The sequence below is a fragment of the Streptomyces sp. NPDC039465 genome, assembly GCF_055639315.1.
This window is the reverse complement of record NZ_JBVKAP010000003.1, coordinates 566,686-579,400: the sequence shown is the minus strand read 5'-3', so window position 1 is coordinate 579,400 and position 12,715 is coordinate 566,686. Positions and strand designations below refer to the sequence as shown.

The window sequence follows — 12,715 nt, the reverse complement described above, 5'->3', positions numbered from 1 at the left end:
GTGCCCGGCGCGGGTCACGACGACGGGGAGCGCTCCAGTTCGTGGCGCAGGTCCTCCAGCTCGCTGCCGCCGGCCATCTGGCGGGTCAGCTCGTCCAGGGTGATGGAGTCCTTGGTGTGGCTGCCGGACATGCTGCCGCGCTTGAGCAGGACGAAGCGGTCACCGACGAGATAGGCGTGGTGGGGGTTGTGGGTGATCAGTACGACGCCGAGTCCCGCGTCGCGGGCGGCGGCCACGTACTTGAGGACCACTCCGGACTGCTTGACGCCGAGCGCGGCGGTCGGCTCGTCGAGGACGAGGACCTTGGCGCCGAAGTGGACGGCGCGGGCGATGGCCACGCACTGGCGTTCACCGCCGGAGAGGGTGCCGATCGGCTGGTCGACGTCGCGCAGGTCGATGCCCATGCGCAGCAGTTCGGCGTGGGTGGTGCGGCGCATCCGGTCGACGTCGAGGCGCTTGAAGGGGCCGGCGCCCCTGGTCGGTTCGGAGCCGAGGAAGAAGTTGCGCCAGACCGGCATCAGGGGGACGACGGCGAGGTCCTGGTAGACCGTGGCGATGCCCCGGTCGAGGGCCTCGCGGGGGTTGGTGAGGGCGGTCTCCTCGCCGTCGATGCGGAAGGTGCCCGCGTCGTGGCCGTGCAGGCCGGCGATGATCTTGATGAGGGTGGACTTGCCGGCGCCGTTGTCGCCGAGGACACAGGTGATCTCCCCCGCGTGGACCTCCAGGGAGACCCCTTCGAGGGCGCGGATGTTGCCGTAGTACTTGCTGACGTCGTCGAGTTCGACGAGGGGGGTCTGTGGGGCGGTCATGCGGTCGCCTCCGCGCGCTTGCGGACCCAGGCGTTGAGCAGGGTCGCCAGAAGGAGCATGGCTCCGAGGAAGAACTTGAACCAGTCCGGGTTCCACTCCGCGTACACGATGCCCTTGCTGGTCATGCCGAAGATGAAGGCGCCGACGGCGGAGCCGATCGCGGAGCCGTAGCCGCCGGTGATCAGGCAGCCGCCGATGACGGCCGCGATGATGTAGATCAGCTCGTTGCCGACGCCCTCGCCGGACTGCACGACGTCGAACGACAAGAGCAGGTGCTGGCCGGAGATCCAGGCGCAGAACGCCACGCCCATGTAGAGGCCGATCTTGGTCTTCACGACGGGGACGCCGACCGCGCGGGCGGCGTCGGAGCCGCCGCCGACCGCGAAGATCCAGTTGCCGAAGCGGGTGCGCAGCAGGATCCAGGTGGCGAGGGCGACCAGGGCGAACCACCACACGATGGTGACCTTGAGGGCGACGCCGCCGAGGACGAGCTCGGAGGCGAAGAGGGACCTGGCGGAGGTGAAGCCCTCCATGTCGGCGATGGTCTTGGTGGAGACCGTGCCGCTGATGAGCTTGGTGAGGCCGAGATTCAGGCCGGTCAGCATCAGGAACGTGCCGAGGGTGATGATGAAGCTCGGCAGTTTGGTGCGGGTCAGCATGAAGCCGTTGAAGAACCCGAAGGCCAGGGTGACCAGGAGCGAGACGCCGACGCCGACCCATACGTTCGCGGTCATCTGGAAGCTGAACATCGACGAGACGAGCGCCGCGCTGGTGACCATCACACCCGCGGAGAGATCGAACTCGCCGCCGATCATCAGCAGGGCGACGGGGACGGCCATGATGCCGATGGTGGAGGCGGCGTAGAGGACCGTGCCGAGGCTGGCGGCGCGCAGGAAGCTGTCGGCGACCAGCGAGAAGAAGAGGAAGACGGCGGCAGCGCCGACGACCGAGCCCAGCTCGGGGCGGCCGAGGAGCCGGCGCAGCGGCGAGGTGTGCAGCAGTCGCTCGTCGGCGGTGTCCTGCACGGGCGGTGCGGTCGTACTCATCGGGTCCCCCGCTCCGCGTACTCCTGGAGCTTCGCCGCGTCCTTGTCGCTGATGATCTGCGGGCCGGTCAGCACGGGCCGGCCGCCGCCGAGGACGTCGGCGTTGTAGCGGTAGAGCCAGAGCAGGTCCACGGCCTCGTAGCCCTGGAGGTAGGGCTGCTGGTCGACGGCGAAGCCGAGCGTGCCGGCGCGCAGGGCTGCGGCGACCTTGGCGTTGAGGTCGAAGGTGTCGATCTCGGCCTTGCTGCCGGCGGTCTTCCTGGCCTGGACGGCGGCGTCCGCGAAGGGCGCGCCGAGGGTGACGACGGCGTCGATGGCCGGGTCGGCCTGGAGCTTGGCCTCGATGGATGCCTTCACGTCGGGCATGTTGGTGCCGTCGACGTAGAGGTTCAGGAGCTCCCCGCCGAAGGTCTTCTTCACCCCGGAGCAGCGCTGCTCGTGGCCGACGTTGCCCTGCTCGTGCAGGACGCACAGCGCCTTCTTGCGACCGCGCTCGTCGAGCTCGTCGCCGACCGCCTCACCGGCGACGGACTCGTCCTGGCCGATGTGGGTGAGCGCCCCGAAGGCCTTGGACTGTTCGGAGCCGGAGTTGACGGTGATCACGGGGATGCCGGCCTTGACGGCCCGGGCGACGGCGGCCTTCATGGCGTCCGGCTTGGCGAGGGTGACGATCAGTCCGTCGACCTTCTTGTCGACGGCCGCGTCGATCAGCTGGGCCTGTTCCTTGGCCTCGTCGCTGTGCGAGTAGAGGAAGTTGATGTTGTCCTTGACGGCGGCCTGCTTGGCGCCGTTCTGGACGATGTCCCAGAAGGTGTCGCCGTCGCCCGAGTGCGTGACCATCGCGAAGGTCCAGCGCGGGGTGTTCACCGCGGCCCGGCCTTCGGCGGCGGCCGCCTTGCGGGCGTCCTCGGCGCGCTTGCCTCCCGTGCTGCTGCATCCCGCGAGAGAGGCGGTGAGCACCGCCGCCAGTACTACGCCGAGCGCACGTACCCCTGTCCGAACCCTTGCCACGACACCGTGCCCTTCTTGCTGTGTTTCTCGGTGCGGCCGGGCACATCAAGCCTGGTCCCGACCGCCCAAGTATCGGTCATGGTCAATGGAGCGTTTTCTATGACGCTGACGCGAGCCCGTCAATAACTTTGTCAGAACATTCTGACGGTCTGACCGAAGACCTACGGTCTGACCAGCAGCTGGAACTCGAACGAGTAGCGCGAGGCGCGGTAGACGTGCGAGCCGAACTCGACGGCGCGCCCGGTGTCGTCGAAGGTGGTGCGCTCCATGGTCAGCAGCGGCGCGCCCTCCCGCTCGGTGAGCAGTTCGGCCTCGGCGGGGGTCGCGGCGCGGGCGCCGACCGTCTGCCGGGCGCTGTGCAGGGTGATGCCCGCGCCGCGCATCAGCCGGTACAGACCGGTGGCCTCCAGGAGCTCGGTGTCCAGGTCGAGCAGGGCGGCCGGGAGGTGGTTGCGCAGCCGGGCCATGGGCTCGTCGTGGGCGCAGCGCAGCCGCTCGACGTACCGCACGTCGCTGCCCTGGGGGATGCCGAGCGCGGCGGCAACCGGCGCGGTGGCCGGTTCGATCCGGTTGGTCAGGACGATCGTGGCGGGCCGCTGGCCGGCCGCCTCCAGGTCGTCGTAGAGGCTGCTGAGCTCCAGGGGGCGTTTGACCTGGCTGTGGACGACCTGGGTGCCGACGCCGCGGCGGCGGACCAGCAGGCCCTTGTCGACCAGGGACTGGATGGCCTGGCGGACGGTGGGGCGGGACAGTCCGAGCCGGTTGGCGAGGTCGATCTCGTTGCCGAGCAAAGTGCCGGGGGTCAGCGCCCCCGTCTCGATGGCCGCCTCCAGCTGCTGGGCGAGCTGGAAGTAGAGCGGGACGGGGCTCGTACGGTCCACACGGAGGGGAAGCGGCTGCGGCTGCTGGGGCACGGGCCGAGCCTAGTCGCCGCGCATGTTGACGGGAAGTCGTGAAGTTCGATTGTCAGGACAAACTCTTGACATGATGACTGCCCGGCACCACCTTGGGGCCATGCGCATCGGACTGATCGGAACGGGACGTATCGGAACTTTCCACGCGGGCGTTCTCAGCCGCCATGAGGCTGTGGAGTCGCTGGTGGTGGCGGACGCGGATACGGCCCGCGCGGTGCGGGTCGCCGAAGCCCTCGGTGTGGAGGTGGCGCCGGGCGTCGACACGCTCTTCGCCGACGGCCTGGACGCCGTGGTCATCACCTCGGCGACCGCGGCGCACGCCGAGCTCATCGCCCGCGCCGCCGGCGCCGGTCTTCCGGCCTTCTGCGAGAAGCCCATCGCCCTCGACCTGCCCGGCACCCTCGGCGCGCTGGCGGCGGTCGAGGCTGCGGGCACGGAGCTCCAGCTCGGTTTCATGCGCCGGTTCGACGCCGGGTACCGGGCCGCCCGTGAGGCCGTACGGTCGGGCCGGCTCGGGCGGCTGCACACCGTCCGCGCCGCCACCTCCGACCCGGCGCCGCCGCCCGCGGCCTATCTGCCTCTGTCCGGCGGCCTGTACCGGGACTGCCTGGTCCATGACTTCGACATCCTGCGCTGGGTGACCGGCCGCGAGGTCACCGAGGTGTACGCGGCCGGCTCGGACGCGGGCCCGGCGATGTTCCGCGAGAGCGGTGACGTGGACACCGCGGCCGTGCTGCTCACCCTCGACGACGGCACGCTCGCCACGGCGACGGCGACCCGCTGCAACGGCGCGGGGTACGACGTACGGATGGAGCTCGCCGGGGAGCGGGACCAGATCGCCGTCGGACTGGACGACCGGACCCCGCTCACCTCGGTCGAGCCGCTCGGCCCCGCCCCCGCCGACAAGCCGTGGCCGGGCTTCCTGGAGCGGTTCGCCCCCGCGTACGAGGCGGAGCTGGACACCTTCGTCCGGCTGGTGCGCGGCGAGGCAGCCAACCCCTGCGACGGGCGCGAGGCCCTTACCGCGCTGCGGATCGCCGAGGCGTGCGAGCGCTCGCGCCGCGACCACCGCCCGGTGCGGGTCGCGGAGGTCGCGGCGGACGGCTCGGCGGGCGGCAAGCCCACCCGCTGACCGCCGGGCGGCAGGTGCCGCGGACGAGCAGTCCGGGCAGCCGGTCGAGCGGGCCCGCGGCCGGGTCCATGCGGACACCTGGCCGGCTGGGCCGTGGCCTTACGCGCTCTCGTCGTCGAGCAGCCCCGCGTCATGGACGAGCAGCGCGATCTGGACACGGTTGTTGAGGCCGAGCTTGGCGAGGATTCGCGAGACATGGGTCTTGACGGTGGGCACGCTCATGTAAAGGGCCGAGGCGATCTCGGCGTTGGACCGGCCCTGGCCGACGGCGACGGCCACCTCCCGCTCCCGCTGGGCGAGTTCGGCGAGCCGGGCGCCGGCGGCGGACCTGCGGGGGTGCTCGGCGGTGTCGGCGACATGGGTCATCAGCTGGCGGGTGACGGCGGGCGACAGGACCGGGTCGCCGGCCGCCACGCGCCGTACGGACGCCACGATCTCGGCCGGCGGGGTGTCCTTGAGGACGAACCCCGCGGCGCCGGCCCGCAGCGCGCGCAGGACCTGCTCGTCGGCGTGGAAGGTGGTGAGCACGACGACGTCCGGGGCGTCGGGCCGGGCCCGCAGCCGTTCGGTGGCGGTCAGTCCGTCGACCCGCGGCATCCGGATGTCCATCAGGACGACGTCGGGGGCGTGAGCGGCGACGAGTTCGGGCACATCGGCGCCGTCGGAGCCCTCGCCGACGATCTCGATGTCCTCGGCGCCCCCGAGCATGAAGGAGAGGCCCGCCCGGACCAGGGGGTCGTCGTCGATGATGAGCAGCCGGATCGTCATGAGGGCCACGGTAGCCAGGCGTGGAGGGCGAACCCGCCGTCGGGGGCGGGCCCGTGGTCCATCCGGCCACCGGCGAGGGTGGCGCGCTCGGTCAGCCCGATCAGGCCCTGGCCGGACCCCGGGACGTGCGGGACCGGGCCGGTGGGCGCGGGGTTGTGGACGTCGACGGTGAGCCCCTCGCCGGGACGGCCGCCGACGGTGACCGTCACCTCGGTGCCGGGGGCGTGTTTACGGGCGTTGGTGAGGCCCTCCTGGGCGATGCGGTAGACCGTGCGGCCGGTGGCGGCGGGGACGGTGGCCGGGTCGCCGATGGTGTTGTCGAGGGTGACGGTCATTCCGGCCTGCCGGGACTCGGCGATCAGGGCGTCGAGGGTGGCGAGGGTCGGCTGCGGCCGGTCGCCCTCGCCCTGGTCGCCGGGGGCGCGGAGCACGCCGATGATCTCGCGGAGGTCCTGGAGGGCCTCGTGGGCGCTGTCGCGGATCACCCCGGCGACGCGGGCGATCTCGGCGGTGGGGGCGTCGGGCCGGAACTCCAGGGCGCCGGCGTGCACGCTGAGGAGGGTGAGCCGGTGGGCGAGGACGTCGTGCATCTCACGGGCGATGGCCTCGCGGGCGGCGCGCTGGGCCTGCTGGGCGCGGAGTTCCGCCTCGGCCTCGGCCCGGCGGGCCCGTTCGCGCAGCGCGACGACGAGCTGGCGCCGGGCGCGTACGAGCATCCCCCAGCCGGTGACCAGCAGGATGAGCAGGACGGCGATGACGACGCCGAGGACGGGGTGGATGGTCGGGTCGGGCCGGACGAAGACCTGGACGACTCCGCTCGCCAGGGCGGCCGAGGTGACGAGGGCGACCTGCTGGAACGGCCGGTGCACGGCGACACCGAAGAGGGCGACGAGCAGGGCGCCGCCGGTCGAGGGGGCGATCGTGTTGGTCACGGAGAGGACCAGGGCGAGACCGACGGGCCAGCGGCGGCGCAGCCACAGGGCGCAGCAGGCGGCGGCCCCGACGAGCTGGTCGGCGAAGGTGATCACGTCCGAGTTGCCGTACTGCTCGCTGGCCTCGACGGAGAGCAGCCCGATGAACGCGGCAAGGACGAAGCCGATGGTGTCGACGATCCAGTCGCGTACGGTCCGGCGCGGCCTGGCCCGGCCGCGTCCGCCGGCCCGGTCCCCCGGCGGCTCGGGGCCGAGGGGGTCCGCCATGGCCGAGGGGAGCAGCCAGGGGTAGTCCGTACGCGTCATGTCGACAAAGTTACGGAGGTGGGGAGCGTCCGGCGGGCTCGTGGCGGCGGGAAGCTACCAAAGTCGTACACCGTCTCCGGGGCCGGATACTTTCGGCCCGGCGCCGCATCCCGAGGCAGGACGCGCGGGCCGGGCGCCGTGGATCACGCTCGGTCCATGAAGAAGATTCTGGAGCTCGTGGGCATGGTGCTGCTGATCGTGGGCGGTGCGGGGGTGCTGCGCGAGCTGACGAACGGCTGGTTCTCGATCTTCGGTTTCACCCGCTTCCTCACCGACCACATCGGCTTTCTGCAGGGCCGTGAGCTGTTCGCGCACATCGTGCTCGCGGTCCTCGGCATCGCCGTGATGATGATCGCCGACCGGTCGTCGAAGGCCTGAGGCGCGGGGGGCGCTAGGCGGCGGCCCGGCGGCCCCAGGTGGTGCCGGCGAGGACGAGCACCGCGCCGAGCAGGCCGACGGCGCCGAGGTGTTCGCCGCCGACGGCGATGCCGACGGCCGCCGCCCACAGCGGTTCCGTGCCGAGCAGCAGGCTGACCCGGGACGGCGAGGTGCGGCGCACGGCCCACATCTGTACGAAGAAGGCGAAGAGCGTGCAGAAGACGGAGAGGAAGAGCAACCCGGCCCACTCACGCGGTCCGAAGCCGACGGCCACCGCCCAGGGTGAGGTGCCGGTGCCGGGGACGGCGGCCAGCAGCGCGAAGACGGCGACCGCGCCGCCGAGCTGGACCGTGGTCAGGGAGAGGGCGTCGGCGCCCTGGACGGCCTTGATCCGGGACATGGCGAGGACGTGCGCCGTACGGGCGACGGCGGCCAGCAGGATCAGCAGGTCGCCGAGCGAGGGGGTGGTGAACCCGCCGCCCTGGGTGAGCAGCACGACTCCGGCGACCGAGAGCGCGGCCGCGGCGAGGAAGGCCCTGGGCGGCCGGACGCCGGTCACCGCGGCCTCCGCCAGCGGTGTGAAGATCATCGTGAGGCTGATGATGAGCCCGGCGTTGGTGGCCGAGGTGTGGACGACGCCGTACGTCTCCAGGAGGAAGATCCCGCTGAGGACGAGCCCGAGCAGTCCGGCCCCGCGCCACTGCGCGGCGCTCAGCGCGCGCAGCCGACGCCAACCGGCCACCACCAGGGCGGGCAGGACCACGGCGAAGCGCAGCACGAGGACGGCGACGACGGTGTGGGTGGTCGTGATGCCCTTGGCGGCCAGATAGCTGGCGCCCCAGACGACCGCGACGAGCAGGACGGGCAGGTCGGTGAGCCAGGCCCGGCGGGGGGCGGGCAGCGGGACGGACGCGGCGATCGAGGACACGGCGGGCCTGCTCCAACGCATGGAAAGAGGTGGAGACTTCAGCGGCTCGCACGGGGACGATCACCGTACCCGCGGCGTGGACGGGGGCGCCAGATGTTTCCCGCCCCGGAGGACTACACGTAGGAGCCGTACGCGGGCCGGCCGGCCAGTTCGTAGGTGTGGATGGCGATGCCGGAGCCGGTGGTCCTGGCGTCGGTGTGCCGGAACGCGGTGGGCTGCGCGCCCTCGGCGAACAGCCGGCGTCCCTTGCCGAGGACGACGGGGAAGACCAGCAGATTGAGCGTGTCGATGAGGTCGTGCGCCATCAGGGACTGGGCGAGGCCGCCGCTGCCGTGCATCTGTACCTCGCCGTCGGTGGTGCGCTCCTTGAGCGCCCAGATCTCCTTGACGAGGTCCCCGCCGAGGATGGTGGTGCCGGCCCAGTCCGCGGAGCTCATGGTGGTGGACGCGACGTATTTGGGCAGGGAGTTGAGCTTGGAGGCGATCGGGTCGGCGGGGTCGGTCATCCTGGGCCAGTAGCTCGCGAAGATCTCGTACGTGCGGCGGCCGAGCAGGAAGGCGGCGGGCCGCGAGAAGACGTCGTCCATGAAGGCGCCGAAGTCGTCGTCCCCGTACGGCACGGTCCAGCCGCCCTGGTCGAACCCGCCGCTTGGGTCCTCGTCCGGGCCGCCGGGTGCCTGGTAGACGCCGTCGAGCGAGAGGAACTGGGTGAGGGTGAGCTTGGCCATGGCAGGTGCCTTTCTCTTCCGGTCCATCGTGTCTCACCAGCTCCGACTCCACCGCTCGGGAAAACTCATCGCCCGCCGATCGCCCGGTGGCCGGGTCGCCGTCCGTTTCCCGCCAGCGCGGGGGGCGCGCGCCGAGTTTCCTTGAACCCGCAACTACTGACGAGGTTTGCGGAGGTTCGGCGATGAACGGCAAGAGTGTGCTGGTCACGGGCGGGAGCCGGGGCATCGGCGCGGCGACGGCGCTGCGGCTGGCCCAGGAGGGCGCGGACGTGACCTTCACGTACGTACGGGACGAGGAGCGGGCCCGCGAGGTCGCCGCGAAGATCGAGTCGACCGGCCGCCGGGCGCTGGCCCTGCGGGCCGACTCGGCCGACGCGGACGAGGCGGCGGGCGCAGTGCGACGGGCCGCGGAGGCCTTCGGGCGGCTGGACGTCCTGGTCAACAACGCGGGCGTCGGGGTCCTGGCCCCGCTGGAGAGCCTGAGCCTGAAGGACGTGGACCGGGCCCTCGCGGTGAATGTCCGGGGCGTCTTCCTGGCGTCCCAGGAGGCGGCCGGACGCATGGAGCGCGGCGGACGGATCATCACCATCGGCTCCTGCATGACGCAGCGCGTCCCGGGGCCCGGCGGCACGCTCTACACGATGAGCAAGTCCGCGCTGACGGGCCTGACCAAGGCGCTCGCCCGGGAACTGGGCGGGCGCGGCATCACCGCGAACATCGTCCACCCGGGTCCGGTCGACACGGACATGAACCCGGCGGACGGCCCGTACGCCTCGGGCCAGAGCGCGATGACGGCGCTCGGCCGCTTCGGCGACCCGGACGAGATCGCCTCCATGGTCGCGTTCCTGGCGGGACCGGGCGCGGAGTACGTCACGGGCGCGGAGTTCGCGGTGGACGGCGGGCACGCGGCGTAGGGCGGACGGGCCGCGCGGGGCCGTAAAAGGCGCCTGCAGAAGAACGGCACGCGCGCGTGGACCGTAAGAGGCCTCCACGCGCGCGTGGTCCGTACGAAGCGGGCCGCACTCGCGCGTGGACCGTACGAAAAAGCCGCGCGGGGCGCACCGGTGCTGTCGGGCCGGTGCGCCCTCGCGCGATCGGGCGGGGTGTCGTTACCCGCCCAGCTCCTGGTGGCGGGCGGTCAGCCGCGCCGAGCCCTCGGCCGTGAGGGAGCCGAAGAGGCGGAGGCGGGAGATGCCGCCGTCGGGGTAGATGTCGATGCGGACGTGCGTGCCGACCGCCGGGGTGGCCAGCACGAAGCGGTGGTTCGTGTCGGGCTGGAGGCGGGTGCGGGGCAGGACCTCGGTCCAGTTGTCCGAGCCGTCCGACACGGAAAGCGACGCCCAGCCCGCGCTGTTGCCCTTGAGGTACGCGGTGTCGATCTCGACCGCGCGGATCTCCGACTCGGCCACCAACTGGTAGCGGATCCAGTCGTTGCCCTTGTCGCGGCGGCGGCGGGTCTCCCAGCCGTCGTCCATCTTGCGCGAGCGGCCCGGCTGGATGGTGTTGGTCGCCGGGGAGTAGAAGCGGTCGGAGGCGTCCTCGACCTGGCCGCCGTTCTCCAGGGCCACGAGGTCGAAGGTGCCGAGCACGCCCAGCCACGCCGGGTCGGGGGCGACCTCGCCGTAGACGCGCAGGCGGGCGATGCCGCCGTCGGGGTGCTGGTTGACCCGCAGGTGCGTGAAGCGCTGCTCCACGTCGACGGAGAAACCATTCGCCGCGTGGCCGCCGATGGCCGTACGGGGTACCAGCGTCACCCACTTGACGTCGTCGGCGAGCAGGTCCTCGGGGGACGGGGAGCCCGCGACCGAGGTCGCCTCGACGGAGACAGCCTGCGGGTAATTGCCCCGGAAGTGAGCGGTGTCGACGACGATGCCGCGGATGACACCGGGGGCGCCGAGGCGTACGAGCGCCCAGTCGTGGTCCTCGTCGGTGGGGTGCGGCTGCTGGGCGGAGACACCACGGCGGCGGCGGGTCTCCCAGCCGTCCATGATCTTGCCCTTGTGCCCGAAGTGCTCCGGGTCGAACTCCGCGGCCTCCGGCTTGAGCATGTTCTCGCGCTCGGCGAAGAACTCGTCGTTGGCGGCGATCACGCCCGCGCCGAGCCGCCGGTCGGCGAGGTCGGCGTACTGCGTGAAGGGGAAGTCGGCAGTGCGGTAGTCGGCGTACGGGTCGCCGCCGCCGTAGGGGCTGGCGTCACCGGTGAAGCTCGGTATCGACGTCATGGTGTCAGTGGTTCCTTTCGAGGAGCCGGCCGCTCGGCTCGGCGAGGGTGCCGTGGTCGGCGATGCGCTCACCGCGCAGCCAGGTGGACTTCACGACTCCGTGCAGGGTCTTGCCGGCGTAGGCGGTGACGCGGTTGCGGTGCTGGAGCTCGGCCGGGTCGACCGTGAAGGTCTCGTCGGGGGCGAGGACGGCGAAGTCGGCGTCGCGTCCGGCCTCGATCGCGCCCTTGCGGTGCAGGCCGGCGAGGCGGGCCGGGGCGGTAGACATCCAGCGGGCGACGTCGACGAGGGTGAGGCCGCGGCGGCGGGCCTCGGTCCAGATCGCCGGCAGGCCGAGCTGGAGGGAGGAGATGCCACCCCAGGCGGAGGCGAAGTCGGGGGTCTTGAGGTCGGCGGTCGACGGCGAGTGGTCCGAGACGATGCAGTCGATGGTGCCGTCGATCAGGCCCTGCCACAGGGCGTCCTGGTTCGAGGCCTCGCGGATCGGCGGGCAGCACTTGAACTCGGTGGCGCCGTCCGGGACCTCCTCGGCCGTGAGGGTGAGGAAGTGCGGGCAGCTCTCCACGGTGACCTGGACGCCCTCGCGCCTGGCCGCGGCGATCAGCGGCAGCGCGTCCGAGGAGGACAGGTGCAGGACGTGGACGCGGGCGCCGAGCCGCCGGGCCTGGGCGATCAGGTTCTCGATCGCGGTGTTCTCGGCGTCGCGGGGGCGCGAGGCGAGGAAGTCGGCATACTTCTCGCTGCTCTTCTGGGGCGCGGCGGCGAGGTGGTGCGGGTCCTCGGCGTGCACGATCATCAGCCCGTCGAACCCGGCGACCTCCGCCAGGGACTGGGCCAGCTGGTCCTGGTCGAGCGCGGGGAACTCGTCCACCCCGGACGGCGACAGGAAGCATTTGAAGCCGAAGACGCCGGCGTCATGCAGCGGCCGCAGGTCCTTGACGTTGTCGGGCAGGGCGCCGCCCCAGAAGCCGACGTCGATGTGCGCCTTGGGCCGGGCGACCTCCTGCTTGGTCCGCAGGTGTTCGACGGTGGTGGTGGGCGGGATGGAGTTGAGCGGCATGTCGAGGAGGGTGGTGATGCCACCGGCGGCGGCCGCGCGGGTGGCGGTCCAGAACCCCTCCCACTCGGTGCGGCCGGGGTCGTTCACATGCACATGGGTGTCGACGAGGCCGGGCAGGACGACGTCGTCGCCGAAGTCCTCCAGGCGGGCGCCGGCCGGCACCTCGGTGTCGTACGGCAGTACGGCCGCGATCCTTCCGTCGGCGACGGCGACCGATGCGGCGCGCGTCCCCTCCAGGGTGACGACGCGGGTCGAACGCAGTACCAGGTTCACGTCGAGGTCGGACACCCGTGCCCCTCTCATCCAGCAGAAATTCAACGAACTGTTGAAGGAGTCTTCACTTCGGACCGCGCGGCGTCAAGGACACAGATCCAGCATCCGCCCGACTCCGGCCCCGCACGAGCGGCCTCTTGGACGTTTCCATGAAGTGGAATGGAAATTTCGTACAGTAGAACGTAGCTCCGCACATGCGGGGAGACCGG

At 71.7% G+C, this 12,715-nt stretch carries 13 protein-coding genes; 3 read left to right on the top strand and 10 right to left on the bottom strand.

Annotation, left to right across the window (positions count from 1 at the left end; all coding sequences use genetic code 11):
* Positions 1–14: 14 nt before the first annotated feature.
* The 4 genes from ACZ7LT_RS13085 to ACZ7LT_RS13070 form a co-directional block, all read right to left on the bottom strand.
* Positions 15–809 (bottom strand): ATP-binding cassette domain-containing protein, encoded by a 795-nt coding sequence (locus tag ACZ7LT_RS13085; RefSeq protein ID WP_471236078.1) that lies wholly within the window; start codon positions 807–809, stop codon positions 15–17.
* The gene (locus ACZ7LT_RS13080; protein ID WP_471236077.1) at positions 806–1,855 is read right to left on the bottom strand and encodes an ABC transporter permease; all 1,050 of its coding nucleotides are present in this window, start codon (positions 1,853–1,855) and stop codon (positions 806–808) included. The genes ACZ7LT_RS13085 and ACZ7LT_RS13080 overlap by 4 nt, the downstream gene beginning before the upstream one ends.
* On the bottom strand, positions 1,852–2,865 hold the full coding sequence (locus ACZ7LT_RS13075; RefSeq protein ID WP_471236076.1) for a sugar ABC transporter substrate-binding protein: 1,014 nt from the start codon (positions 2,863–2,865) through the stop codon (positions 1,852–1,854). Before ACZ7LT_RS13075 ends, ACZ7LT_RS13080 begins: the two co-directional genes overlap by 4 nt.
* A 161-nt stretch (positions 2,866–3,026) precedes the next feature.
* A complete protein-coding gene (locus ACZ7LT_RS13070; RefSeq protein WP_471236351.1) occupies positions 3,027–3,746 on the bottom strand; it encodes a GntR family transcriptional regulator in 720 nt (239 codons plus the stop codon).
* A 133-nt stretch (positions 3,747–3,879) separates the two neighbouring features.
* Between ACZ7LT_RS13070 and ACZ7LT_RS13065 the strand changes: the two genes are divergently transcribed.
* Positions 3,880–4,911, top strand: a complete 1,032-nt coding sequence (locus ACZ7LT_RS13065) for a Gfo/Idh/MocA family protein (protein WP_471236075.1) — start codon at positions 3,880–3,882, stop codon at positions 4,909–4,911.
* 99 nt (positions 4,912–5,010) lie between these two features.
* Here ACZ7LT_RS13065 and ACZ7LT_RS13060 read toward each other — a convergent pair whose 3' ends face one another.
* Both ACZ7LT_RS13060 and ACZ7LT_RS13055 read right to left on the bottom strand, forming a co-directional pair.
* Positions 5,011–5,679 (bottom strand): response regulator, encoded by a 669-nt coding sequence (locus ACZ7LT_RS13060; protein ID WP_471236074.1) that lies wholly within the window; start codon positions 5,677–5,679, stop codon positions 5,011–5,013.
* Complete coding sequence (locus ACZ7LT_RS13055) at positions 5,676–6,917, bottom strand: sensor histidine kinase (RefSeq protein ID WP_471236073.1); 1,242 nt, start codon at positions 6,915–6,917, stop codon at positions 5,676–5,678. Before ACZ7LT_RS13055 ends, ACZ7LT_RS13060 begins: the two co-directional genes overlap by 4 nt.
* 156 nt (positions 6,918–7,073) lie before the next feature.
* On the opposite strand from ACZ7LT_RS13055, the gene ACZ7LT_RS13050 reads away from it, so the two are divergent.
* The gene (locus tag ACZ7LT_RS13050; RefSeq protein WP_471236072.1) at positions 7,074–7,295 is read left to right on the top strand and encodes a hypothetical protein; all 222 of its coding nucleotides are present in this window, start codon (positions 7,074–7,076) and stop codon (positions 7,293–7,295) included.
* Between the two features lie 13 nt (positions 7,296–7,308).
* Here the strand turns inward: ACZ7LT_RS13050 and ACZ7LT_RS13045 are convergent, their stop codons facing one another.
* Positions 7,309–8,244 carry a DMT family transporter gene (locus ACZ7LT_RS13045; RefSeq protein WP_471236071.1) on the bottom strand — a complete coding sequence of 312 codons (936 nt, stop codon included), beginning with the start codon at positions 8,242–8,244 and terminating at the stop codon, positions 7,309–7,311.
* Positions 8,245–8,336: 92 nt separating this feature from the next.
* Positions 8,337–8,951: a dihydrofolate reductase family protein gene (locus ACZ7LT_RS13040; protein ID WP_471236070.1), complete on the bottom strand. Its 615-nt coding sequence runs from the start codon at positions 8,949–8,951 to the stop codon at positions 8,337–8,339.
* Positions 8,952–9,133: 182 nt separating this feature from the next.
* On the opposite strand from ACZ7LT_RS13040, the gene ACZ7LT_RS13035 reads away from it, so the two are divergent.
* Positions 9,134–9,865 carry an SDR family NAD(P)-dependent oxidoreductase gene (locus tag ACZ7LT_RS13035; protein ID WP_471236069.1) on the top strand — a complete coding sequence of 244 codons (732 nt, stop codon included), beginning with the start codon at positions 9,134–9,136 and terminating at the stop codon, positions 9,863–9,865.
* 195 nt (positions 9,866–10,060) lie between these two features.
* Here the strand turns inward: ACZ7LT_RS13035 and alc are convergent, their stop codons facing one another.
* Positions 10,061–11,173 (bottom strand): allantoicase, encoded by a 1,113-nt coding sequence (alc, locus tag ACZ7LT_RS13030; protein ID WP_471236068.1) that lies wholly within the window; start codon positions 11,171–11,173, stop codon positions 10,061–10,063.
* 4 nt (positions 11,174–11,177) lie between these two features.
* Positions 11,178–12,521, bottom strand: coding sequence for an allantoinase AllB (gene allB / locus ACZ7LT_RS13025; RefSeq protein ID WP_471236067.1), 1,344 nt, complete (start codon positions 12,519–12,521; stop codon positions 11,178–11,180).
* Positions 12,522–12,715: the final 194 nt, after the last annotated feature.

Coding starts and splice junctions, on each gene's coding strand:
- ACZ7LT_RS13085 (WP_471236078.1), bottom strand. CDS start 809: ATGACCGCCCCACAGACCCCCCTCGTCGAACTCGACGACGTCAGCAAG.
- ACZ7LT_RS13080 (WP_471236077.1), bottom strand. CDS start 1,855: ATGAGTACGACCGCACCGCCCGTGCAGGACACCGCCGACGAGCGACTG.
- ACZ7LT_RS13065 (WP_471236075.1), top strand. CDS start 3,880: ATGCGCATCGGACTGATCGGAACGGGACGTATCGGAACTTTCCACGCG.
- ACZ7LT_RS13060 (WP_471236074.1), bottom strand. CDS start 5,679: ATGACGATCCGGCTGCTCATCATCGACGACGACCCCCTGGTCCGGGCG.
- ACZ7LT_RS13055 (WP_471236073.1), bottom strand. CDS start 6,917: ATGACGCGTACGGACTACCCCTGGCTGCTCCCCTCGGCCATGGCGGAC.
- ACZ7LT_RS13050 (WP_471236072.1), top strand. CDS start 7,074: ATGAAGAAGATTCTGGAGCTCGTGGGCATGGTGCTGCTGATCGTGGGC.
- ACZ7LT_RS13045 (WP_471236071.1), bottom strand. CDS start 8,244: ATGCGTTGGAGCAGGCCCGCCGTGTCCTCGATCGCCGCGTCCGTCCCG.
- ACZ7LT_RS13040 (WP_471236070.1), bottom strand. CDS start 8,951: ATGGCCAAGCTCACCCTCACCCAGTTCCTCTCGCTCGACGGCGTCTAC.
- ACZ7LT_RS13035 (WP_471236069.1), top strand. CDS start 9,134: ATGAACGGCAAGAGTGTGCTGGTCACGGGCGGGAGCCGGGGCATCGGC.
- alc (WP_471236068.1), bottom strand. CDS start 11,173: ATGACGTCGATACCGAGCTTCACCGGTGACGCCAGCCCCTACGGCGGC.